This is a genomic window from Microbulbifer maximicatervae (SeqCode) (assembly GCF_052468095.1).
Genome location: NZ_CP174332.1, coordinates 2,951,357 through 2,976,471 on the forward strand (window position 1 = coordinate 2,951,357; position 25,115 = coordinate 2,976,471).

A 25,115-nucleotide genomic window follows, 5' to 3' on the forward strand; every position below is an offset into this window, starting at 1 on the left:
CGTACAAACTGTAACTCATTGATTTTTATAATAAAACTGAAAAAACTTGTGTATAAAACTTAGCGCCTTGCTAAGGGGTAGCCGAAACGCAGTGTAGGCTGTCCCGCGGAGGCCGCGCCTTTTGCGGCCGGAGTGAACTTGAGCAACTTATTACATGCTTGCATATCTTCGGTACTTTGGTTGCTCTAGCTCATCACTTAAATAGCTGGCGATTGTTTTTATTAATGAATCTCCGCTCTCACAATAAGCCATAACATAAGCTCCAGACCAGTTATCCCAGCCTAAACCTAACTTAGTGCCATTTAGCTCAATTTCAGCCACCACCTCACTGAGCCCAATAGCTGGTGAGCCAACAGACAAATACCCAAATTGGTTTTGCAGAAGCTCGCCTAATACAGGAACGAACTCCGATTTAGCATCAAATATTTCGTAGCTAAGGTGACCGTTTGAAACGGTGACTGTTTTACCTGATAAATCTTTCAGCATACTCATGGCATGTAACATTTATATAGTAATCATTCTGATCACTATTATCCTGGAATCAATCTAACGAAAAAACACACAAAACCCAAGCAAAATCAATATGTTATCCATCCTTCAGGACCATTGTACCAAATGGAAAAACGATCACTATGACTACTATCTCAATTTCACCCTACTCACGTAACCCCATAATTTTTAAGTGTTTTCCACAAACTTTCAGCCGAACCCAGAAATAACACTCATCATGATCATATTTCTCCAAGCTGGCACTTACCAACTGGCGTAAATTATAATCTGACCAACATTCAAATGAGCTTAACCGTGAGCAAGCTCCTGAAAATTAATATTCAGAAAGAGGGAGCAAGTTGAGGGCAGGCATGTCTGGATGGCTTAAGTAGATTTTAAAGGCCAAGAAACTACCTCTACACAATAATCTGTTATACCTCTAACCTTTCTTACTGCCAAAAATCTATTTTTGAATATTTAAACGTTCTATCACTTCCAACACCGAATCAAAACCCTTGGTATGAAACGCAGTCATACCCACCTTATTCGCCACCTCTACGTTTCTAGAGATATCATCCATATACACAACACTACTGGCTTCGACTTCCAGCTGCTCAAGCGCATGCTTGAAAAATGCTTCATCGGGCTTTGCCATACCTATAAGGTGGGAAGCGAATATTCTGCCCAAATAGTTATGTGCATTAAATTCATGAGTGATGCGTGGCCAGTGAAGTTCATTGGTATTTGTCAATGCGGCCACTTTGTAGTTTTTCTCTAGAGAACTGAGTAATTCAATTGCTCCTGGATAGAATCCAGCAGGCCAGTTTGTGAAATGATCGATAATAGTCTCTATCGATTCCTCTATTTCCAATTGAGATTTTAAAGCGTTTGCAAATTCTTCCGTGGTGATTTCTCCTCTCTCAAACTGCCTTACCGGACCGGAGATAATGACATCAGTCACAGGCGCTTTACCGGTTGGTAATGGACGGCCTTTTAGCTCTATTAGTACGCCGCCGAGATCAAACAGTAATACATCAACTTTCAAAACCCATAACCCTCATATTTTCAACGGCCAGAAACGCGCTGCTCACTCCTCACCATCAGATACACCTCGGTGAGACCAAGGCTAGTGCTATCAAATTAACCAATATCATTCTTATCGTCCTACTTTCTTCCTCTCTATGATCTAAGATCCCAAGTACAATCAGAAGCTAGTAAGCAAACTATGACGACTTCCCTTCATGAGCTTGTGGAGATGGTGCTCGCAAGAAAGATTAGCGCAGTATCACTGATTGAAGAAGCTTGTGACAATGCAGTTGCTCATTCCGAACTCAATGCTTTCATCTGCCTCGATCGGCATGGCGCCCTTCAAAAAGCCAAATGCATTGACAGGGAATTGGCCTCCGGTAGCCACCGTAGGCCCCTTGCCGGTATCCCCATCGTTGTTAAAGACAACATCAATGTAAAGGGTATGCATACCACTGCTGGGACCCTTGGCATGAACTTTCTGCCGAAGTCCTCTGCCCCAGTAGTTGAGCGACTCGAGGGATGTGGGGCCATAGTGGTTGGGAAGACCAATCTACATGAACTCGCCTTTGGCGTAACCTCCAATAACGCTGCATTTGGTGCCGTAAGGAATCCGTGGGACATCGCTTGCTTCCCCGGCGGTTCATCGGGGGGCACCGCTGTTGCTGTAGCCGCGGGGATTGTGCCCGCTGGCCTCGGCACCGATACCGCCGGCTCCGTCAGATTACCGGCGGCGTTAACTGGTATTGTTGGCTTTCGCCCTTCAACTGGCAGCCTTAGCAGCCAAGGAATCGTACCCTCTGTGCCAGCATTTGACACAGTCGGCCCTATGGCTGTTAGTGTCGAAGATACCATCTATCTGTTTGAAGTGATGACAGGGGTCTCCGTACCCCAATGCAAACCAATCAATCAGTTGCGCTTGGGGCTTGCCCACCCTCTATTTGACAACCTCTCACATGGAGTAAGCCAGTCTTTCAGGGCTCTAATAAGTACCCTTATTGATGCCGGAGTAGACCTGGTAGAAGTAGACCTTTCGCCAATAGTCAGCGCCGCTCTCGAAATCGGATTTCCCATCGGGTTTCATCAGATGCGGACTGCCATGGGGCATTTTCTGGCGAATTATCAACCACAAACTCAACTAGAGGGTTTGGTAGCAATGATCAAAAGTGAGGATGTGAAAGAGGTCTATCAGGAATCAGTGCTCGGCCCTAAGGCGCCGCCAGACTCAGCTTATCAAGCGGCCTTAAAGAAATTGCCTGCTGTGCACGAGAGCTATTCGAAGATCATCCAGCAGCATCAACTGGACGCGATCGTATTTCCAACTGCGCCTATCGAAGCGCAACCCCTGGAAACATCCTCATATCAACTGGAGCTAAATGGACAGACACTCCCCACCCTGGACACACTGATATACAACAATGTCTCCGCACCAGTTACCGGTGCCCCGAGCATCAGCATCCCCATCGGGCCAAGTACCAATGGATTACCGGTGGGCCTGGAGATAGATGGGTTACCCGGAGCGGATTTGGCACTACTTGCCGTAGCTAGACAGATCGAACAGGTAATAACACTCCAAAAGTAAGAGGAACTATCCCCCCTCTTCCCCTCGGGGAATTGTCTTCCATATAGCGGTATTACTTGATGAGTAAATTGCTTTACCGTCAGTTGCTACGCTATATACACCGCCGGGAACAGGGTAAAGATTAACCAGGGAGCCGTTCTCTCGATAGTGTCGCAGTCCGTCACCTGCCGCCACCCACAGATCATTTTTGGGGCCAGTAACAATAAAACCATCAGGAATCCCTACTGGTACCGACAACACCCATTGCTTCCCTTCCAATTTTTCCGGGGATGGCAAAGCGCTTACATAAATGTCTTTTGTTTTTTTGGGGTTGTAAGGATTCTTTCCATCGATAGCTGCAGTATCACCAATATAGATTTGGTTGCCTATTGGGGAGATTGCCAACCCATGAGGCATCATGTACTCCGCTGACAAGCGAATTAACTTTTTTGTTGAAGGATCAAAAGCATAGACAGCTGGCGTTAACATTGGCTCAGGCTTGAAGCCTTGGTTGTAGCCATAATCTGGATCGGTGAAGTAGATCCAGCCAGAGGGTGACTGTACAACTTTATTGGGTGAATTAAATGGCTTACCTTTATAGGCATCTACTAGCACTTCTCGTTGCCCGCCTGAAAGGCTTCTGCGGCTGATAGCGCCCGGGGTTGCTCCTTTCCCCTGCTCTGCAACCAGTAAATGTTCACCGTCATTGCTAAGCCACATGCTGTTTGCCATATTGCTTCGGTGTTTCCAGGTTACAACTTCGCCAGTAATAAAGTCGTAGTAACGGATCGCTATCTGTGGATTCTCAATCTCTAAATCTGGAACACTGGTGAAGTAGAGACGTTTCTGGGAGGGTACATAAACAAGCCCTTCATGTGCATCCGTTTCCACCAAGATCGAATGGGTAGCCTGCATCGGGGAATTCCCCAGTAGATAATTGTTGTAAGTAATAGCCAAGAAAAGGACTGAGCTGAAAAGCAAAGAAAAGAAGGCACTGGGGGATTTAGTAGTCATATCGCCCCTAATTAGACTTTATCTGTACGGATAGTTCAGCGACTACTCTACTGTGAGCCGCTGAAGGTATCATCAGGGTCATTCTCTGAACCCACACTGGAAACGGCCTTATCCAGCATTCTATTGATCTCCCCACTCTCCTTTAGGCTTTCTAGAGCAGCATTTAGTCGCTCGAGCAGTTCCTTATTCCCTTTCTTAACACCGATACCAAAGGGCTTTGGCGGGAAGTCTCCACTAATATTCACCAGACGATATAAAGTCGGATAAGCTGATGCTTTACGCAAAAGTACCAGGTTGATAATGTCATTGGAGGCAGCATCAGCATTTCCACTTTGAACAGCCTCTAAGGTCGCTGAGCTTGTGGGCGCTACAACCAATCTTGCCCCCTCCAATGACGGTAGGACAACACGCATTCTTTTCAGGGAAAGTGAGCCTTTAGTAACAGCAATTATCTTACCTTCCAGATCAATAAAGCTCTCAATATCGCTATCTTTATGGACCAGTAACCCCTCCCCTGTGACGTAATAAGGAATCGAAAAGTCCACTTTTTCTTCGCGCTCTGGAGTGATGGTAAACTGGGATACCACCATATCCACTCTTCCGTCTTCAAGTGCCTTTATACGATCCTCATCCAGCACACGGGTTAGCCTTATATAACCAGGGCCGCCAAATAACTTCTCCCCAATTGCCCTAACCAGGTCAGGCTCAAAGCCTTCTATAGCGCCAGAAGAGGGTTCTCTATACGCCAATCCTGGAATATCATAAGTAACCCCAGCAACAAGCTCTCGGTCCTCAAGATCAGCCCAAACATACCCCACATAAATAACCGATAAAACTAGCAAGCTGCCTATTAGACGGGACACTAGATACATAGCTAAGATCCAGTAAATTCAAATATATTGGCTCAGAGCCCCCTAAGTAATTCTGTAATATCCACTGAGACACCAAAGGCCGAAACCTTAGTCGACTAGCAGAAAGAGGCTATAGGTAAATATAGGCGTATATAAAACCAATACAGGTGATACTGCACTTTAAGCTACTACGGATATTGGCTTGCTGGCGTATCTATAATTGACAAACGGACTATTCGTGCCACCAATACAATAAGCGCAATGTGCTTTCATTTTCATAATTACTAACATTGCGCTTGTTGACACCCACTTACTGCATAGCACCTAACCCTTTCTCTTTTTCAACACCATCAGTTTTGCAAAGGTACGCACGGAGACTGTCTCCACCAAGTAGAAAGGACTATCACTAAAGAGTTGGTTCCATTCACTCAAAGTTCGCTCCCGCCCACGAGTTCCCATCAACATCTGCATGTCCATGGCAGCCAAATTAAGGTCTGCGCCCTTCTCAGGTAATACTGCGTCAACAATGGCGAGCGTAGCATTTTGCCCTTGCATGGCAGAGTAAATATTATTGAGGAGTCGCTTTGCCTTACTGTCATTCAGCAAGTGAAAAACGGCCGTACACAAGTAGATATCCTTATCACTATTAGCTACCGGCAGTCTATCGTTAATAATATCTGCTGGGAAGAAGTCCAATCGCTCTTCAACTGTATCACTCAGTGAGTTTTTCCAGTACTCTCTTGCCGTCCCCTCAACATTATTCCTGTCGACCACCATCGCCGTTATGTTTTTATATGAAGAGAGGACACTCGCACTTTTGCTGCCTTTTGCCCCACCCAAGTCAATAATTCTATCAAACCTGCTCCAATCAAAATCTTGTAAATACTGTAGCCCGGTAAGATTATCAACGGTATCCATAGCGTCCGAAAACAGCGTGCTAACAGATTGATGATCATTCATATAATCAAACATTTCCTGATCATAAACACCTTCAAAAGGCACACTCCCATCTTTAATATGGTCTTCAAACCCATTAAACCAGGGCTTGCTGAATTCTGGGGAGTTATGCATGAGCACCATACTTCTTACGCTGTTACTGGCATCACTGCGCAACACTTCAGAGTTTCGATTGTGCGAAAAGTGCCTTGCTTTTACCTCCTTAAAAATCCCCATTGCACACAACATCCTCATCAATCGATATAGATGCTCTTTATCTGCATTACAATCATTTGCCAGTTTTTCTACCGGAACGACTTCACCGTTAATATGATCAGCTATATTTAATCGGACAGCCGTATACAGACATCTAGACTGCCAAAATAGCGATCCAATTTGCATTACTCGAAATGGCGGCGGCATCAGAGCATTAGGAATATTACAAATACTATTAATCATATTAGAAGCGCGTTTAAAGACCCAATTTACGGCCCTATTTCTTTGCATTGACTGGGGCATAAGAACTCCTCAGAAATAACATCTGATTAAAAATAGATATAAGAGACCGGCCTCAACTTGCTGAGGCCTTATCGCTATAAGCTTTGCAAACCTGACTTCAGAAGTCGGCCATTAAACTCTGCAAGCTGTTTTAAGAAATCGGGGTCCATAACGTGCCCCATTTGCTCTTCCAGGACGGGTTTGGCCAACATCGGCAACATAGCCAAACTGACAAATGAAATCCTGAGTAAATCATACTTGGGGTCTTCAGGTTCAGCTTCTTCACCCTTAATTTCAGCTAACCGCCGAGACCCCCTTTGACGCCCCCGCTCCAGGAGCTGACGGATCACATTTTTCCCCGGCCCTTGATTAAGGGCCATGACTTTCAGGATCAGAGCCGGAAACTTGGGATTCTCTTGCATGGTGGAGTAGTAAAGGGCAAAGAAATCTCCAAAATCCCAATCGCCATCAAGGCTGAGTTGCTCTACGGCCTCGATCAATGGCAGAAGGGTTTGGCGGATCATATCTTCATAGAGGCCATCCTTGCTACCGAAGTAATATCGAATCATCGATACCGCCACTCCAGCCTTAGCAGCAATCTGGCGAGTTGTGACCCGTTGGTACTCATCGTTCAAAAAGCACTCTCGCGCCGCATCGATAAGCCGATTGGCAACATCCGACTCCTGCATAGGCCCGCTCCTTCCTATCTAGCTTGCAGGAGAGGCTAACAGGGTACCCTACTGCCTTCCAGGCTATTTGTTGTTCAATTTGAGGGGTTTGTACGACGGGTTGACGTGGCCCTATATCCCCAAACTGGATGCGACCCCACTCATTCATATGAAATTGTCTCGAAGATATTCGTAGTTTAGAGCAAGTGGATTTGGATCTGGCACTATTTACCCAGCTAACAAAGCACCTGGGTGATCTCTAATATTCAGAACACAAGTATTGCTAATAACACCAAGATATACATTCGAAAATTGATAGTCATCCTCTACATTTTATCTCGTTCGTGAGTTCGCCCTTCCAGAAATGCCACGAATCAAATCTCGCATTCTGAATCAACTTAAAACCACCTATCGACCTCAAATCCAAACATCGGTATTCTCCCGCGCGGCGGCATATTCATCCTGATTTAACTTGTTGCCAGAGTTAATCAGACATGCCTCCTACTCGACTATTTATGGATAAAAGTTTGGCAAAACTTTAAAAACATTTTCAAAGCAGGAACATGAAAATGAAACTATTTACCAGTACCACACTGGGAATTTCAGCAACCCTAACTTTAACTTTTCAGTCTGCAATGGCATACAGCCAGGCTGTAGATATAACGATACCAAGCTACACCGGCAATGAGTTTGCTCAATTGGAAGAGCAACTCAAATCGAGCCAAGTCATTATTGATGGCAAGCTATACCAGCTGACCGGAGATATGCTGGAGCCAGTTCAAGAGGATTCCGGTCAAGTTAGCATTATGTCCGCTGTTGAAATATCAGCGAATAAGTGGCCTGATGGAATCATATATTACGACTTTTACGATAGTGTCACTGAAGAAAATCAACAGCGTTTTATCGACGCCACCAAAGTCTGGGAAGAAATTGCAGACTTACAATTTTTAAGACGCACTGATCAATCTGACTACGTTCACGTAAGAAACGGAACTGAAAACCGCTCCATGGTTGGAAAGACTGGCGGCGGGCAATTCTTCAGCATGAACAACTGGGATACCAAGTACATTATTGTCCATGAATTGGGTCATGTTATTGGTATGAGGCATGAACATCAGCGATCTGATCGTGATGAATATGTCGAAATCATTGAGGATAATATTAAACCCGAGTATGTCCACAATTTTGATATACGGCAAACCCACAACTACAGTAACTATGACTTCCTGTCTGTAATGCACTATCCATCACGTGCATTTTCGGTTAATGGGCAAGAGACTATTATCCCTAAATCGGGTTATGAGCACTTCAGCCGTATAATGGCCCAACGTATCGACTTGGGCGGCGGTGACCAGGTTGCAGCAGCATCCCACTATGGCGCGGTCAATATTAATATTCCTGACCCTGCATTCAAGTCATATTTGACGTCCTATTTCGACACAAACAACGATGGTGAAATTGACAGCCTGGAAGCAGCAAGCATTGAAGAAATTCGCACTCCTGGCAACGGGGAAATCCAGTCACTGCAAGGTATTCACGTATTCCGATACTTAAAGCACTTAACCGCTGTTAATGAAAACCTCACAGAGTTACCCGAATTACCTAAACGTCTAGAAACGTTAAATATTGCCGGCAACTACTTGGATACTGCGCAATTCGAGTGGGTAATGGATCGACATTTCTTAACTGATATTGATGTTACGGACAATCTCCTCGATGTCTACTCCTGCGAAGCGCTTGAATTAATTGATTCTTATCTTAATGAAGGGAGCATTAGCTTCAGCCCCGCTAAAGGCGGTATTTCATTAGTTTGTGATGAGGAGGCAGAGCTAACTCTCCTCCCATCAAAAACGCGAGAGAACTTAAGTAGCAAAGGCGAAAAAGTATTCCATATTGACGTACCCGAAAATGCTCAAACCCTGACAGTTATTACTGACAATTCAGGCGATGAACTGGGCGGTGAAATGAATATGTACGTGGCCTATAATCGCCAACCTACCCCAGCCGATTTTGACTTCAGTTCTGAAAATAGCGGTAATATTGAAGATATTGAGATCACTTCGCCGGAAACCGGCCGCTGGTACATATTACTGTCTCCTATCGAACGCTCCTTCGAGGGTGTAGATTTAACGGCAACGGTAACCCTGGCTGATCATTCCGACAATATTCTGGTTAATCAGAAACCTGTCAGCGGTCTTAATGCCAGTGCAGGAGAATCGTTGTTCTACATCATCACAGTACCGGAAAATGCCAGCGACCTTTCATTTGAGATAACCGGTGGTAGTGGCGATGCGGATCTCTATATTCGTTTTGCTAGCAGACCAACTGAATCGGTCTATGATTATCGGCCCTATTTAGGTGGCAATGAGGAGTCCGTTGCTATAGCAAACCCAACTCCCGGAATCTGGCATGTCATGCTCCACGGCTATACAGACTTCGATCAAGTATCCCTGGTCGGCTCTTTTACTGAATCATCTACTGATGAATTTTTAATCCCCGGCGAGGTTATCTCTGACCTGAATGGCCATGCAGGAGATCAATTAGAGTTTAAGATTGAAGTTCCTGAAGGAGCGACCCAGCTTTCTGTAGCTACGGGCGCAGCTCTATTCAACTCCGTTGGTGATGCAGATCTCTACATCAAGCACGGTGAACCCGCCACTGAATCAAATGCCGACTACGCTTCTGAAAACTGGGGCAACTATGAATCCATAGATTTGAACGCTCCTCAATCGGGCACTTGGTATATTACCATCTATGGTTATACCGACTTTGAAAATGTTTGGATTAGTGCTGATTATTGAAGCATGAATAATTAACTAATAATTTGGTAGTAGAGCTTCGTTATATCATCGGACTCTACTACTCCTCTTGAGGAGTAAATTTGCATAGAATTTTACTAAAAACTTAACCACTTGTAACATTACAGTATGTATTTAGAGGTTAAGAAATGACTATCCCAACGCGCCAGATCCGCGCTAGCTTTAATAATCACACCATTCGCGTCTACCAAGCATACAACACAGCCATTGCAAATTCCGCCCTAGAAAACGGAACTTTTGTATGCCCACCATTCAAAATGGAACGTATGACTTGGATTAAACCCTCTTTCCTATGGATGATGTATCGTTCGGGTTGGGGAGAAAAAGACAGCGGACAAAACCGCATTCTGGCGATAGATATCACTAGAGAAGGATTTGAATGGGCCTTACAGAATAGCCTGCTTAGCCACCAAACCGATCAATACCCAACGAAAGAAGCATGGTTGGGAGCTAAAAGAGCTACACCTGTCCGTATTCAATGGGACCCTGAACGAAATCTAGATCTGGAACCCCTTCCTCACAGAGCTATTCAGATTGGGCTATCGAATAAAGCTGTAATGCTTTACGTTAACGAATGGATTCAGAAAATTACTGATGTAACTGAAAGCGCCCACAGAATTCACCAACTAGTCAAAGCGGGAGAATTTGAGCAAGCGGAGAATCTTCTTCCCTCAGAGGCTGAATATCCCTTAAGTGTTTCATTAAAAGAAAAATTGGAAATGTAAACCTGCACGGCCAATACCAGCGTTAAACCCTTGTGACACATCCAAAAATCGAAAAGTGCGATGAAAATTTTGGTCAGCAAATGGGGCTCAATTGAACTAATGGTATTAGTTTAAAAACCAATATAGAGAATGACAAACAGCGTTACCCTTTCCCCTGGAAATACAACAACTCGCTGTAGACTTTTCAAACAAACACAAAAAATATAGGCACTAAAATGATCTTATTGGATTTTATTAAGTTTGTTTTAGTGTCAAAGCTGCGTAAAATTGATGAATATTTATCGGAATTAGAGCCTTACTAAGCAGTTTTTTAAGGATTGTTGATTCAAACAAATCCAAGACTCATTTCTCAGAGGAGAACAGTAGCGTGACGTAAAAGTAAGTAAAAGGCGCTGACCCAAGGTGCGCCAACACCAGGGGCCAGCTAACCAAATTGATAAATCACCTATCAAGATGGCTGTATGCATAGTACGCTAGAAACCCGCTCGTCTTCAATAAAGTCGAGAAGATCCAGTAGCTTGGAGCGATTGCCCAAGCTCTGGGAGCGTAGCGCCCGCCTTTTCTTCTTTCATGCTTACCGTTCTCGCGCTCCCCCTGCCCTTCCTGCAATCACGACTTTCTAAGCCTTCCGGTTTCGGAGCCAAAAAAATAGCTTGAAATTCAGTAGGAAAAAATATGTTGATCTTGAAGCGTCGGACTGGTGAAAACCTAAGAATTGGAACAGACATCTCACTCAAAGTACTGAAGGTTAAGGGCAACCAAGTAAAGATCGGGATCCATGCCCCCAAATCCCTAGCAGTTCACCGCGAAGAAATTTATATTCGTATTCAAAGGGAGCAGAAACTCAGCAACAAAAAACGCTGAGAATCAACTTCCCCTTAAATGAGGGCCCACAGCGGGCCTCAACCTCGCTCTATCGGCCAAGGCTTTCCAACTCTTCCACAAAGAGCAACTCACTAAGCCAGCCCAAAAGAAATCCATAGACTCCTTGAGTATCCCATCTAAGTTAGCGCCCTTACATCCTGGCCCGCTAAATCCAAAGCCACTAAAACTACCACCTTTGCCCACTTGACCCGCAAATGCGAATCATTATCATACTCAGCAGTTTACTTGCTGGAAGTCCTCTCATGTTTCGCAAAACCCTGCTAGCTACCGCTCTCGCAGCCGCAGTACCCGCCTCCCTTGCCAATGAAACTCCTTCAGATCAGCCCACTGTAATGGAGGAAACCGTAGTAATCGGTGTGCGCCAGCGCCTCTATGAGCGCGGAGCCTTGCTGGATGCAATCCAGAAAACTGAGGTTGTTGATGAAAGCCTGATCAAATCCCTACAGGCAGTTAACCTCACTGACGCTATTGAAAAGTCCCCCGGTGTTCGGGTTTCCAATGAGTGCTCCATGTGCGGGGTTAAACGAATAATGCTGAACGGTATGCGCGGTGAGCATTCCACCATCCTCACCGACGGCGTTCCTCTTCACACCATGATGGCTGGCTATTACGCAGTGGATGCACTGGCCACAACGGGTGTCTCTCGTATCGAAGTGGCCCGAGGTGCGGGAGCATCGCTGCTCGCACCCGAAGCGATCGGAGGAACCATCAATGTCATCTCCAAGGAAGTCGAGGAAACCGGCCTCAACATCAATGCCTCTATGGAGGACAACGACAGCTATTTCCTAGGCATGATGGGCGGCTATGTAAGCGATGATGAACGCACCCGTACATCGCTGGTCATTCAGGATGATAAGCACCACCAGATGGACAATGATGACAACGGTGTTAGCGAAGCACCGCTGCAAGAGAACACCAGTTATGTAGTTCGCCTCTCCCATGACCTGGGTGAGCGGGACAACGTGGTACTGCGCACAGCCTATACCGACTCCAGTATTTTTGGCGGCCCCCAGGGATACAGCATTGGTTCCGTCCTGCAAGGCTACGATGGTGTGGAATCTGACCACTTGTTTGTCGACGACGATGTACGGCAGCAATACATTGGCAAACCCTGGGAAACCACCGAATGGATCTCCACCACTCGCAGTGAAATTTCCTCAAGTTGGCTCCACGAATTCAGCGAAACCTATAACACGCTGTTTACTGTCGCCTGGTCTGAGCACAAGCAGGACTCCTTCTACGAAGGCTTCGATTACACCGCTACAGACACACTCAACTACTTCGACCTGCGCAACAATTTGATCCTTAACGATCAGCACATGCTCACATTTGGTGTCGATCTTCGCGATGAATCCATGCGTTCCGACTCTGTCGCAGGGGAAGAAAGCGATAATTACATCGAAGACAGTTTCGACTACCAAACTACCGGCCTCTACATACAGGACACCTGGACCGTTTCACCGGATATTGAAGTGGCACTGGCCATACGCGTAGACAACGCCAAAGCCGACTTTGTCGCCGAGCAAAAACCCGGTACCGAGATCGATGAAACGGTGGTGGCCCCGCGTATAGACCTTCGCTATCTGCACGACGATCAGTGGACCTCCCGGGTAGCGCTGGGACGAGGATACCGAGCCCCCCTATCCTTTTTCGAAACAGATCACGGCATTCTTGATGCCGGTGATGGCTTTGCCATCGAGATCGAAAACCTTGAAAAATCTCTATCCGCAACTTATGCATTGAGCTTCGAGGGAGAACGCCTCAACAGCACCCTGTCACTGGCATTTACCGAGGTAGATAACCTCGCAGCACTAAGCGAAACCGAGGATGGAGTACCACTGCTTACCCAGATGCAGGAAAGCGCCTCCGTAGGTGCTGCCGATATCACTCTCGGCTACGCGCTGACCGAAAATTTGACTATCGGTGGCACACTGGAGACCTATGACTACGACGATGTTTTCCGGGAATCTTTTGCCATTGCTCCAGTAGAGCAACGTGCACTATTCAATCTGGATTACAAAGCGGATTACTGGATGCTATACGCCAGCGCTACCTGGGTAGGCTCCCGGGACTTGGATGAATTTGGCTACGAAGGTTTCAATCAGTTGGGCGACTCCACGTTAAAAAGCACAAGCGCAGACGCCTATTGGACAGTAGATCTTAAATTAACCTTTGACGTCACTGAAAATCTGAGCCTGTATCTGGGCGGAAACAACCTGACAGATTACACCCAGGTTGAGGAAGGTGAGAGTCCTCTATTCTGGGATGCCAGTGGTGCCTACGACGTAGCCTATATCTACGGCCCGCTACGAGGGCGTGAATATTACCTGGGCTTCGACTGGAACCTGTAATGCGAACCTGGCTCGCACTAATCACACTTCTGTTCGCGCCTACTGGCGCGACAGAAGCTGCCATTTCCCTTTACGATTTTGAACTGCGCAGCCTCGCCGGCCCCGAGCGTATCAACCTGCAGCAATTCAAAGGGAAACCCAGCTTGATAGTACTGGTTGAACCGAACTGCCCCTGGTGCTTTCGCCAGGTTCGAACACTCAACCGGCTTGCTAGCAAGTGCTCCCAACAGTTTCAGCCCATCGCCCTGGGTATCAATGGCTCCCGAAAAGCCCTACTGACTGAATATCGAAAGCTACGCCCGGAATTCCCCATGCTTCAAGCAAGCACACAGCTTCAAAAAGTACTGGGCGAAACTCCCGGCACTCCATTTAGCTTCCTTATAACCTCCAGCGGAGAGCCGCTCAGCTGGCTAAGGGGTTATATCCCGGATAAGAAGCTGAAACCCATTTTGGAGAAGAGCTTTGGCTTTGGGTGTGGAAATAAGGCAAAAAACCTTTATGGATTGAGTAGCTAACTATTACAACCAACTAAACTTCAATTTTTCAAATTGAAATCGTTATCAATGATCTCGCCTAGACCCTTTTGGCGGCCCTCATCTAACACAATCACCGTTTTCTTCCAAAGTGCCTTTCAATACATCGCATCTAATTTTAGGAGTCGTTATTTTTTGGCGACAGGAGTCTAACGATATACCAGAGTGATAAATTAATAGTACTCCTCTAGCAAATCACTTGCCTTTTCAGGTCTACTGAAATACATAACACTAACAATCAATGAAGCTATCACGGCTTCTGATTTCATAAGCTAGACGTCGAAAAGTACCTAACATTATCACCTTCAACATTATTCGAAGTATAAATTCTGTCGATGAATTCCGGTCATCATCAAACAGAGCAGCTCATAAACATTGTGAACGCCTTCAGGCGATTACCGCCGTCCTTTCCAGATTTCCTAGATATAGCAATATATGCTAGACCTAAAGCTGCTGGTGGCCTACCAGAATCCCTGCGACTTAACTTAGTAATGATCGAGAGCATTATCTGTTGAAAAAGTGACAAGTATAATTTTCAGCAACCTCTAACAGAGACAAGTAAGTCTTGTTTTCTGCCAAATCACTTTTCTGCTTATTTCCAGGCAAGATGAAAAATGGTAATGACTACCCATTCCTATTATTTCTTACACACAAACCAGAACTCTCGGTAAAATATTTTAAATATCTCTATGTGTTTTTTAGAAAAACCATAACCTTCTCATTCAGGCAATATTCACATAGAAAATTTAAAATCACTTTTTTAGCAAAAACATTAATTTAAATGCTAGAAGGTTAACCTTTGTTGTTAATGGGGAAGTATGTATGAAAGTGAATTCTCAAAATTTAATTATGTGCCTTGCAGTTACTGCTCTGCTCTCTGGGTGCGGAGGTGGTTCTGGAAGTGACAAGTCAGCGAACACTAATCCTGAAAGCAACTCTGGAAGCGGACCAGTAAGTGGAGGCGGGAGTGGCTCCGGAAACGGGACAGGAAATGGTTCCGGGAACGGATCTGGAGATGGAGATGGAGAAACCACTACACCTCCAACAGAAGACCCCGATACTGGCACCTCGCGCTTCACAGTTAGCTTTACACCTTTAAGCGGCAGTACTATTGGTAAAGATAAGGAAATCTATTTAGATTTTAGTGAAGCCATTCTGATCGACAACATTGTCATATCTGGGAGCATGGGAGAGGCCGGTGAGCTTTCTCAACTCGATGAAGATACGCTTATATTACATCCCAGGGGAGACTGGACCAGCTCTTCAAACTACTCCCTAACAGTTAACGCCACAGATGATTCCGGCTATGATATCGAAGCGCTAACTGCCACCTACTATATTGATACGCTCTCCCCTTCCATTACTAGCTTCGAGCCAGATATCACTCGCCTGGAGAAAGATGACACGATCAATGTCCTCTTCTCTGAGACCATGGATATCGAGAGTCTTGCCCTATCTGGTACTCTCGTAGAAGATGACTATACAATCAACTGGTCAAAAACAAATATACCCAATGATACCTTAACGATTAGTCCAGTAGATGGCTGGAAATCAGCTCAAGATCGTAGCATTCAGATTGATATAGACGATCTTGTAGGGATTCCAATGATCACTTATGAGAATAGCTTTACTGTTCCCTTTTACTTTGAGAATTTTGATCCCGCACAGGTCGTTATAGGGCAAGATAGCTTCTCCAGCACAGATTTGGGAATAAATGCTAAAAATTTTGCTTTTCAGCCATCCGGTGATGTCAGTATCGATGATGAGGGGAAACTATTTATATCAGATACTTCGTCCAATCGCGTCTTAGTTTTCAATTCAATTCCTATTACAAATGGCTCACCTGCAAATACAGTAATAGGCAAGGACGGACTGGACACTCTGGCCTTATCAAACCCGGAACAGGAATTATTCGGTCCCTCGGACATTAGTTTTGATGGAGAGCACCTGCTAATTTCTCAATACCGGGAAAGGCATATTTCTATTTACGATAGTGTGGTATCCGGAGCAGGAGCAGCGCCTGCACTGACTTTAAATATTGGAGATTATGACATCTCCCCCTGTAAAAGCCTGGCACTTTGGATAAACTGGGGAGCCGCCGTTGCTGATAGCAAAATAATGGTTACTGATGCAGCCAATTCCAGGGTGTTAATATGGAGCCAAATTCCTGAAAATAGTTATGCCTCCCCGGATCTCCTTGTTGGTCAGTCAGGGTTAGAAAACTGTGATCCAAACGATGCAGACCAAAGTGGCATATCATATCAACTATCAGCAAGCACCCTATACGACCCAACAGATGTTTGGAGTGATGGAGAAAAGCTGGCCATTATTGACAGTGGAAATAACCGAATTCTTCTTTGGAATAATTTTCCTACCAGCAGTTTTGCGCCTGCTGATATTGTTCTCGGACAACCCTCATTCAGCGAAAGAAATATTGAGCTACCCGATGTAGACGGTACTGAATGGCCTGTAAATAGTAAGACTCTAAATCGCCCAGAAACTGGCATCTGGTCAAATGGCATTCAACTTTTTGTTGCCGATGCGAAGAACAATAGAGTTTTGGTTTGGAATAATTGGCCAACCAGTAATTTCGCTCCAGCAGACACCGTGCTAGGACAGGCTGACTTTGTAAGCTTCAAGCCAAATGATGCCAACCAAAATGGTATTAGCTACCCTGATGAACCTGAATCACCTACAGCTTCGACTTTAAAAGAGCCAACAGGAATTTTTGGCTATAAAGACAACTTATTTGTTACTGATTCTGGCAATCATCGAATTCTGATTTTTAAATCTAGATAAAAAAATCGCTTGACAAATGGCTGTATAACCCGCAGGGAATATGTGCGGCCATTTATCAATTTATAGCTAAAAGCTAACTCTGCTTATATGAGTATCTTAAACATATATACGATCTAGAAAAAACGTAAAAAAATACAAGAAAACCAACCCACGCGCTTACCAGCTCCCCCATTTTATACTATTGGAACAATCGATTTTTAGTTATTCAGTGGCTCTATCCAACCATAGTTTTGAGCCAAGCGTGCCGCTTCAACTCTATTACTGACATTCAATTTCTGGCAGCTACTGTGGATATAATTTCGAATAGTACCTGGGGAGAGTGAAACTTCTCGTGCAATATCCTCAGTGGTTTTCCCAGTATAAGCGAGCTGAAGAATCTTCTGCTCTTTAGTGGAGAGCGGATTGTCCCCACAATTGAGTGCTTGCTGCACTAATTCAGGAGCAACCACAGTTTTACCTGCTGAAACTTGACGAATACAGTTAGCGAGCTGGCTCGGAGGAGCATCCTTAAGAAGATAGCCGCTTACCCCTGCATTGAGTGCTCGACGAATATAGCCACTCCTTGAGAAAGTTGTCAACATCACAACCTTGGGAGGATTTATAAGGCGCTGTAATTGTTCTGCGAGTTCAAGACCTGTCATCCCAGGCATTTCTATATCACTAACTACCAAATCCGGGCTGCAATTATCGAAAATCTCAAGGGCCTCTCGCCCATTACTCGCAGTTGCGACGACCCGAATATCTTTCTCCAAGTCAAGTAGTGCTCTCAATGCACCGAGCACCATCGCTTGATCTTCAACTAAAAGCACTTTAATCATCATTTAATACAACTACTTATTTGAGGGGAATTGTGGCGTAGATATGACAACCACCCTGGAATTCTATTTTCAAACTTCCTCCAAGCTGGCTCCAGCGATCGCTCATACCACTGAGGCCATGGCCCATAGATACCTTTCCCACAACCTTTCCATTATCACAAACATGTAGAGAAAGTAGTTGCTTATCAAGCCACAGCGAAACTTCACACATGCTCGCTTGGCTGTGACGTAGAATATTCGTGGTGGCTTCGCGAATAGTCATTGCCAATGTATTGTCAACCTGAGGGGGTATTTCTGTGGCCTCGATATGATGTATACAGGTAATATTCACTGATTCCAGCGCAAACTTTGAACTCGCCAGCTCATTCGCCAGTGTACTGATTTTATAATTCGATACCGTTTCTCGAATCCCGGTTATAGCTGTTCTAGATATTTTTTTAATATCAAGAATATGCTGCAGTGCCGTTGCTGGATCAACTTCTAGAAGCCGTTCGGCAAGCTCCGCCTTTAAAGTGATACTCGTGAGACTCTGACCGAGCGAATCGTGCAAGTCTTGTGCAATACGTTCACGCTCGGATGTCTTTGCCATAGAGGAAATTTCCTTTTGGCTTTGTTTAATAACCAGATTAGATAAGTACTTTCTCAATTGAAATAGAAAGTTCAGGCCGTTGATAGCTGTAAAAAATAGTCCCGTCAAAACAACATATAGTGATTGTCCAGTTAAGTAGGCAGTACTCAAATAGGAAAAAGTAACAACACACAGTAAAACAAGGGATGCGTAGAGTTTCCTGTACGCTGAGCAAGCTGCAGCTGCAAAGGCAAAGAAACCGATACCGGCAAGTGAATAGAAAGAAGTGATAACACCTAAGAGGTTTAACACCAGGACAATAGCAGTAACTTTGGTTCCTTTACACCAAAATACGAGGAAGAACAAGGGAAAGAGAAGCAAGTGGCAAATCACTACCACCCCAAAAGCAATTTCACTAAAAGTATGAAAAATAAAGGGCAAGTATATAAGGATCTGAAAATAAGGTACTAAGTTCAGAGCACCTCTCAGATTCTCGGGGAAACTATAGAACCTTTGTAGATAGTGATATGCCGACATTAGTTATTAGCTTCCAAAAATTGTACTTCATGCTCCATCCATTCTTTCACATATACAGGTGCCATGGCATGGCCCATACCTTCTACCCACAATGTTTTAGCACCAGGAATGCGAGCTGCATACTTTTTGGCTTGAGCAATACTTAACAGGGGATCTCTATCACCGTGGATAACCATAGTGGGGACCTCTAAGTCCTCCAATCGCTCTAATCGCGAGCCAGAAAGAGAGATTGCTGTAAATTGCTGAACTGGCAGATTATGATCAAATCCTTGCCTATGACGTAGTTCGTAGAGAGTAGTGTGTGCAATATGCTCAACATCAAAGCCTCCCTGCCCCTGAAGACTGTGATAAGTACTTACCATCAACTTAGCCATACCCTCATCGGAGCCACTGAGTCCATAGCGAAGAAATAGCCGAAGCATATTGTATCTGAAGGTTTTTCCCTGGGGTAACTCGGGGTCGTCGAGAAAACCTGAGGACATGATTGAAGTAAGGCTTTTCAAGCGATTGGGGAATTGCAGGGCCATTTCTTGCGCAATCATCCCTCCCATTGAGGCGCCCATAACATGAACTTGCTTTATCCCCAGGGAGTCCATAACCGCAAGGTTATCGCGCATCATGTCGGAAAGGTCGTAAGCAGTCTCCTTAGTCCAGTTGGTAACCCAACTCGAGGCGCCGCAGCCACGATGATCGGTGAGTAGTACTTGATAGCCAGCAGCTAAGAGTGGCTCATAGACTTCAGATGGCCAATACAGAGAAGAAGAGCCCATACCGTTTATCAGTAACACAGTGCCACGAACAGGTATCTCCTCTGGGCTTTTAAGCTGATACCAAATTTTAAGGCTCCCTGAGCGAACATATCCGCTCAGACCTGAGATCAGTTCGGGTAGTGGTTTCTCAAGACTCAGATTTAGCTGTTTCTGGATATCCTTGGGTAGCGGGGGCGTTGTAAGGACCCAAATAGTACAGACTATCACCAAAAAGAATACTATCGCGCCAACGATTAAAGAAACTTTCTTGATCAATGTAAGCCTCCACAAACACCGTAACACCGGTGCAGAAATAATATTTATATGTAATATCAGGCAACAGCGGAAATTGGGTAAGTCATTTCTGTCATCAAATATATATGACATTTGTCATCTTTTGTTGATGATTAAACGGCCCAGCTACAACGACTGGATGATAAATGTACATATTGAAATTAATCCTCCACAAGGGGGCTAAGGGTGCAACCCTATGTATGGACCTGCCTGCAGCTCATAGCTTCAATGATCATGCAACAGAAACTATAAGGTGTAGAAACCAACAATGGACACAGCTGCTTTATGGGCCTGGTGCTCCTATAGCTCTGTATAATGCCCAGGTGGATATTATTGGTGCAAGAAAATTACTCCCACCCGCTAAAGATAAAAAATGCCCAACCTCTGTAAAAATTTGGAAGATATCAGAGTCTCTAGCAGAAATTTCACGAGCACCGGATGATTCCAGTTGAGCAGTACAAAAATACAAATGGTCAACTTGTATTACATTCAGCAGCAGTGGGCACCTGATCCACCCCTCCCAGACAGGCTATATGACCAGATACCCTCACTGCTTCCTGAAAGGGTATAAGAATTTGACTTCCCTAGCACCTGAGTAGTTCTTTGATATTTTCTATTCTTGGCTTCTGAAATATACATGAGCCCCCTAATTACCACCCTGCAAGGTCACAATGAACTCTACATAGACACGGCCATTTACTTGATTCACAGTGGTAAAGATCATGGCTCGTAATTAGGTGCAGTTCCAGGAAGGTATTAGTTTTACCCAATTCCTCAAAGAATATTGTACCGAAGACCAGTGTTTCTAGGCTCTCTGCCGGAGGGGTAACCATCATTGAAATCAGCGGCCAAGCACAGCAAGAATAATTGATTAAAAATATTCCTACTTCTATACTCAGTATTAGTTATGTTGGAAAGCTATTCTCCAATTACATGCTCCAGAAACATACCCTACTAAATCAAGCTCATGCACTTCTTAACCACATTAGAAAAACTTAAAAAATTGGATCAGGTAGATCCACAAGAACTGCTTGAGTTTTACGATAATCTCTCACCTATATCAATAAACTCTCTTATCGGCCGATGGGAAGCGCAAGGATTTAACACACAACATCCTTTACAGCATGAAATGGATGCAGGAAAACGCTGGTACGGCAAAGAGTTTATTGATTCTGAAACGGTCTATCCTTTACTATGCTGGGATTCAGACTTCAAATCTATCAACGCTTACGATGCCCCTTTGTTCTTCCGCACCCAACAACTACATATAACCGCAAAAGCCCAAGCCCGCCTGCGCATCTTGGAACACAGAGGGAAATCAAGTGCCACCATGATTTATGACACGATACCTATGCATGATATGATGCGAAAAGTCGATGAGGATCATATTCTAGGACTTATGGAGAGAAAAGGAATGGATGGCCGCATGTTCTTCACTATGAAAAAAACTAACTGACTTTATCGTTTTCTATTGAATTGCTTCTGCCTAAATCCCAACCCCATACTTTTAACTTAAGCTCCTTTGTAGTGTGACTTTGCGCTCTCCTCACCCAGAAGCTGATCCAGTTAAATATCCCTACCCTTCCTGCGACAACACAATCCGATACTTAGCCTTACCAGATTTCAAATGCTCAAATGCCGCTTCTATCTGGCTCATTGGGAAAATCTCTATCTCAGGTTTGATCTTATGATGCGCCACAAACTCAAGCATGGTTTCGATGGTACCAGGGCTGCCGACAGGAGATGCTGAAATTGAGCGTTGCCCATATAACAAGGGAAATAGAGTAAATTGTATTGGGTTAGTTACAGCTCCAACAAAGTGTAAACGCCCTTTAGGTTTCAGAGCCTGGATATACAGATCCCAATCAAGACTGACATTCACAGTCGACAGAATAAAATCAAAGCTCATTGCCGCCGCTTGAATCTCTGCGGGGTCGCGGGAGTTCAGTGTTTTATGAGCACCGAGAGCTAAGGCTTCTTTGCGTTTTTCCTCGCTGGAAGTAAACGCGGTAACTTCACATCCCCAGGCATGGAAAAACTTCAAGGCAAGATGGCCCAACCCACCAATACCAATCACAGCCACTTTGTCAGTGGGTTTGATACCAAATTGGACCAATGGATTGAATACGGTAATACCCGCACATAAAATGGGGCCGGCCGATGCATAATCCACACCATCAGGGATAACAACCAGGCTACTCATATCCGCCCTGGTTTTATCGGCAAAGCCTCCATTGGTGAGTATGGTGAACTTTGCCTCTCTACATAAGTTGAGGTCACCAATTCGGCAAGTATGGCATGTCTCACAGTAGCCTGAATTCCACCCCAATCCAACCACCGTACCCTTTTTAAGATGAGCTACTTGCTCCCCCATCGCGGTTACACGGCCGATGACTTCGTGACCGGCAACCATAGGGTACTGTCCAATACCCCATTCATTTTCAATCATGCTCAAGTCACTATGACAGATGCCACAGTACATGATTTCCAGTTCAACTTCTGTTGCGCCCAAATCTCCTGCTGCAATTTGGTAGGTCTTAAATGGACCGCCGGCCTCTAAGACTGCATAGGCATTAATAGTTGATGCAGTAGACATGGCGGGCTCCTTGAAGAAAAGGAAATCACAAATGACCTTAAAAGTTTAGACGCCATTCAGCTGTAGACTTTATTGCACCCTTACAATTTTATTTTCTAGAAACTAGTGGCCCTACTATCCAGGGAGCCTCTGAATAATTCCGTGATGCCTCTGGCATGCAGAGCGGTTCACAATCAAGGCGCGACTTCGCAGGAATGTCTAGACCTTTCAAGAAGTTGCAACGCGGAGTGTGAATCGCTCTGCATGCCCCGAAGGGCGGGCCTTGAAGGCTGCAGAGGCATTACGGAATTATTCAGAGGCTCCCTAGCACAGAAATTAAAAGTGTTAACCGGGAGAAAGTAAAAGATTGAAATTAAAGCTGTAAAACAGAAAAAAGGCCGGGGGTACTTCCCCCGGCCAGTGCCAAGTCCTGTGAGGTTGCTGAATAGCAGAGGACTGATGAGAAATTGGACCGCAGTTTTACGCAGAAGATCAATTCAACACTCGATATCCGCGACCAACCAGGCAATTCTTGATGATGTAGGTTGCCTCAGAGCTCGCACTACCCGCCCCTGACAAGCCCCCTACAAGCGCGCCGGCACCGGCTCCGGCTACCGCAGCACGCCCGCTGTCACCGACTATTGCACCGAGCGCACCACCTACTACAGCACCACCCGCAGCACCGGCAGCTGTTCTGCGCCCTTGGTCACTGTACGTGGAGTAAGCGATTCCCTTACACTCTGCAAGGTCCGCTTGATACTGATTCATGTTAACGCCCCAGGTATCGATAACGATTCCACCGGCACCGGGAACCTGCTCTGGCTGATTCGCACAACCGTAAAGCAGCGACATCATAATTCCAGCAGTTACAGAAATAGCAGTCTTCATCAAACACCCCATATCGCTTTCGCCACAGGATAGTGAGCTTGTCACGCTTTTCTTCTTTAGGTTTAGCTGCTGGTAGAACTTGACGCCAGTCTGGCGCCTAAAAATGAATGACCCGCTGGGCAACAAATCCAACAGGCGTAAATAGTGTTGTAGCTATTAGTGGAGGGCGCCTTTTATCTATGGATCTGCAGGTTGGGTTCCTGTAGGCAGAATTGAATATTGGTAAAACACTTCTAATTCTTGAGATTTCGCTTGTGGATCGAGGATATTTACTATGCCCTTAAAACTCTTTAATCGCCGACTCTCCGTATCGTAAGTGAGATTTAAGTCCTCTACGAAAAGGCGGATAAGAGGCTGGGAAACATCTACTCGTATACAAGTATTTTCACCTGCCGCTTGATTACAGGATACTGCCCTAGCGCGCAGCATTATCGATCGACCATGCAGTGGCGAAGCAAAATTGAATTTAAGAGTTTTTCCTGAAGACAATAAGTCCCAGTGGTCACGCACATAAGTATCAAAGCCTGCATCAACTACATCAACACTTCGTGCCTCTCGCAAACTTACTTTCCAGGCTTCGTCCTCGTTGGCTCTATAGCGCATCATCCACTGGCCGTCATCCCAAAGGACTTCACGGACTTCGCCGTGCCTCCGATCTATTTGAGTGACGCTAGGTAAGGCACTGCGACCAGCTGCGGGGCCACTTCGCTCTCGAAGAGTTTTCTCTGCTATCAAATCACCCTGGGGTGCATAGTAGAAAACAGTTATTTCGCCATTATCTTGCGAAGTATAATATTCGCAGTACTGCAACTGTTGATTATCCGGATCATAGGCCAAACCTTTGACCAGGAAAGGCCCTTCATAGTGACAGTTATTTCCGGCAATAGCCGACATCGCAATAAATTCAAGCATTGCTCACCTCTTTTTGACAAATCTTTCTTGCCAAATAGGCAAACAACGGCAGGATGCAGGCCCAAATTACACTTAGTGTTCCCAGGGATTGCCACAAGGGCCTGTGCAATTCCACAGTGCCATTTAGGAATGCACCGGTAAAGTAACTAAACGGTCCAAAAAAACCACCCAGGATTACCGCCAGCCATAGATTTTTCTGTAAGAAGACCAAACTGTATCGTAAGGTCATGGCAAAGTTCAACCACAGGCAGATCAGCCATAAGGGAGGCCAGGAGGAGCCGCTGTCATTTCGCATCACCCCCAAATGAAACAAGATAGAGTCTATAGACACTCCAAAGATAAACACCCCCGCCAACCAAAGCGGTTCCCTGGGCAAATTGGCGATATAGCGTAAATGTACAAAGAGGTTCACCAGAGTAAAGGGAACCACCAACCACACCTTGGCCACTATGACGCACAGTGGCCAGGCGATATCGAAAAGTAAGGCATTAGCGACAAAACGCCACATGCAGGAGAGCCTCTGGTTGATTCCGTAATATCCTTGGATTGCAAACTCTTAAAAGGTTTAAACAATTCCCTGAAATCACGCCTTGATCCTGAGCCATTCTGAAAATCAAAC

The 25,115-nt window shown here is 45.2% G+C and carries 21 protein-coding genes; 8 read left to right on the forward strand and 13 right to left on the reverse strand.

All coding sequences use genetic code 11. From position 1 onward, the window contains the following. Nucleotides 1-150 precede the first annotated feature (150 nt). Complete coding sequence (locus ACJJIL_RS12690; RefSeq protein ID WP_445359870.1) at nucleotides 151-492, reverse strand: hypothetical protein; 342 nt, start codon at nucleotides 490-492, stop codon at nucleotides 151-153. A 460-nt stretch (nucleotides 493-952) separates the two neighbouring features. Beyond that, entirely contained in the window at nucleotides 953-1,534 is a 582-nt protein-coding gene (locus ACJJIL_RS12695; protein WP_445359871.1) for an HAD family hydrolase, read from the reverse strand. Nucleotides 1,535-1,714: 180 nt separating this feature from the next. Here ACJJIL_RS12695 and ACJJIL_RS12700 point away from each other — a divergent pair, with 180 nt between their 5' ends. After that, complete coding sequence (locus ACJJIL_RS12700; RefSeq protein WP_445359872.1) at nucleotides 1,715-3,097, forward strand: amidase family protein; 1,383 nt, start codon at nucleotides 1,715-1,717, stop codon at nucleotides 3,095-3,097. A gap of 6 nt (nucleotides 3,098-3,103) precedes the next feature. Here the strand turns inward: ACJJIL_RS12700 and ACJJIL_RS12705 are convergent, their stop codons facing one another. From ACJJIL_RS12705 to ACJJIL_RS12720, 4 genes are all read right to left on the reverse strand, one after another. Beyond that, a complete protein-coding gene (locus tag ACJJIL_RS12705; protein WP_445359873.1) occupies nucleotides 3,104-4,090 on the reverse strand; it encodes an SMP-30/gluconolactonase/LRE family protein in 987 nt (328 codons plus the stop codon). A gap of 47 nt (nucleotides 4,091-4,137) precedes the next feature. Next, nucleotides 4,138-4,962, reverse strand: a complete 825-nt coding sequence (locus tag ACJJIL_RS12710; RefSeq protein ID WP_445359874.1) for a transporter substrate-binding domain-containing protein — start codon at nucleotides 4,960-4,962, stop codon at nucleotides 4,138-4,140. A 303-nt stretch (nucleotides 4,963-5,265) separates the two neighbouring features. Beyond that, on the reverse strand, nucleotides 5,266-6,396 hold the full coding sequence (locus ACJJIL_RS12715) for a methyltransferase (RefSeq protein WP_445359875.1): 1,131 nt from the start codon (nucleotides 6,394-6,396) through the stop codon (nucleotides 5,266-5,268). 74 nt (nucleotides 6,397-6,470) lie between these two features. Further along, nucleotides 6,471-7,064: a TetR/AcrR family transcriptional regulator gene (locus ACJJIL_RS12720; protein ID WP_282933244.1), complete on the reverse strand. Its 594-nt coding sequence runs from the start codon at nucleotides 7,062-7,064 to the stop codon at nucleotides 6,471-6,473. A 548-nt stretch (nucleotides 7,065-7,612) separates the two neighbouring features. Between ACJJIL_RS12720 and ACJJIL_RS12725 the strand changes: the two genes are divergently transcribed. From ACJJIL_RS12725 to ACJJIL_RS12750, 6 genes are all read left to right on the forward strand, one after another. Further along, the gene (locus ACJJIL_RS12725; RefSeq protein WP_445359876.1) at nucleotides 7,613-9,844 is read left to right on the forward strand and encodes a M12 family metallopeptidase; all 2,232 of its coding nucleotides are present in this window, start codon (nucleotides 7,613-7,615) and stop codon (nucleotides 9,842-9,844) included. Nucleotides 9,845-9,990: 146 nt separating this feature from the next. Further along, nucleotides 9,991-10,587: a DUF4291 domain-containing protein gene (locus tag ACJJIL_RS12730; RefSeq protein WP_444913460.1), complete on the forward strand. Its 597-nt coding sequence runs from the start codon at nucleotides 9,991-9,993 to the stop codon at nucleotides 10,585-10,587. 675 nt (nucleotides 10,588-11,262) lie between these two features. Next, nucleotides 11,263-11,451 carry a carbon storage regulator CsrA gene (gene csrA, locus ACJJIL_RS12735; protein WP_445359877.1) on the forward strand — a complete coding sequence of 63 codons (189 nt, stop codon included), beginning with the start codon at nucleotides 11,263-11,265 and terminating at the stop codon, nucleotides 11,449-11,451. A 263-nt stretch (nucleotides 11,452-11,714) separates the two neighbouring features. Then, complete coding sequence (locus tag ACJJIL_RS12740) at nucleotides 11,715-13,823, forward strand: TonB-dependent receptor plug domain-containing protein (protein WP_445359878.1); 2,109 nt, start codon at nucleotides 11,715-11,717, stop codon at nucleotides 13,821-13,823. Beyond that, entirely contained in the window at nucleotides 13,823-14,338 is a 516-nt protein-coding gene (locus tag ACJJIL_RS12745; RefSeq protein WP_444913458.1) for a TlpA family protein disulfide reductase, read from the forward strand. Before ACJJIL_RS12740 ends, ACJJIL_RS12745 begins: the two co-directional genes overlap by 1 nt. Nucleotides 14,339-15,178: 840 nt before the next feature. Further along, nucleotides 15,179-17,155 (forward strand): NHL repeat-containing protein, encoded by a 1,977-nt coding sequence (locus ACJJIL_RS12750; RefSeq protein WP_445359879.1) that lies wholly within the window; start codon nucleotides 15,179-15,181, stop codon nucleotides 17,153-17,155. A gap of 197 nt (nucleotides 17,156-17,352) precedes the next feature. Here ACJJIL_RS12750 and ACJJIL_RS12755 read toward each other — a convergent pair whose 3' ends face one another. From ACJJIL_RS12755 to ACJJIL_RS12765, 3 genes are all read right to left on the reverse strand, one after another. After that, nucleotides 17,353-17,976: a response regulator gene (locus tag ACJJIL_RS12755; protein ID WP_445359880.1), complete on the reverse strand. Its 624-nt coding sequence runs from the start codon at nucleotides 17,974-17,976 to the stop codon at nucleotides 17,353-17,355. A 13-nt stretch (nucleotides 17,977-17,989) separates the two neighbouring features. Continuing rightward, nucleotides 17,990-18,982: a sensor histidine kinase gene (locus tag ACJJIL_RS12760; protein ID WP_445359881.1), complete on the reverse strand. Its 993-nt coding sequence runs from the start codon at nucleotides 18,980-18,982 to the stop codon at nucleotides 17,990-17,992. Nucleotides 18,983-19,077: 95 nt separating this feature from the next. Further along, the gene (locus tag ACJJIL_RS12765; protein ID WP_444913454.1) at nucleotides 19,078-20,103 is read right to left on the reverse strand and encodes an alpha/beta fold hydrolase; all 1,026 of its coding nucleotides are present in this window, start codon (nucleotides 20,101-20,103) and stop codon (nucleotides 19,078-19,080) included. 985 nt (nucleotides 20,104-21,088) lie between these two features. On the opposite strand from ACJJIL_RS12765, the gene ACJJIL_RS12770 reads away from it, so the two are divergent. Further along, complete coding sequence (locus ACJJIL_RS12770; RefSeq protein ID WP_444913453.1) at nucleotides 21,089-21,577, forward strand: DUF4334 domain-containing protein; 489 nt, start codon at nucleotides 21,089-21,091, stop codon at nucleotides 21,575-21,577. Nucleotides 21,578-21,697: 120 nt separating this feature from the next. Here the strand turns inward: ACJJIL_RS12770 and ahr are convergent, their stop codons facing one another. From ahr to ACJJIL_RS12790, 4 genes are all read right to left on the reverse strand, one after another. Beyond that, nucleotides 21,698-22,717: an NADPH-dependent aldehyde reductase Ahr gene (gene ahr / locus ACJJIL_RS12775; protein ID WP_444913452.1), complete on the reverse strand. Its 1,020-nt coding sequence runs from the start codon at nucleotides 22,715-22,717 to the stop codon at nucleotides 21,698-21,700. A gap of 471 nt (nucleotides 22,718-23,188) precedes the next feature. Then, the gene (locus tag ACJJIL_RS12780; protein WP_413665326.1) at nucleotides 23,189-23,584 is read right to left on the reverse strand and encodes a YMGG-like glycine zipper-containing protein; all 396 of its coding nucleotides are present in this window, start codon (nucleotides 23,582-23,584) and stop codon (nucleotides 23,189-23,191) included. 177 nt (nucleotides 23,585-23,761) lie between these two features. Beyond that, entirely contained in the window at nucleotides 23,762-24,496 is a 735-nt protein-coding gene (locus ACJJIL_RS12785; protein WP_444913451.1) for a hypothetical protein, read from the reverse strand. Then, the gene (locus ACJJIL_RS12790; protein WP_413665324.1) at nucleotides 24,489-25,004 is read right to left on the reverse strand and encodes a DUF2878 domain-containing protein; all 516 of its coding nucleotides are present in this window, start codon (nucleotides 25,002-25,004) and stop codon (nucleotides 24,489-24,491) included. Before ACJJIL_RS12790 ends, ACJJIL_RS12785 begins: the two co-directional genes overlap by 8 nt. Nucleotides 25,005-25,115 lie beyond the last annotated feature (111 nt).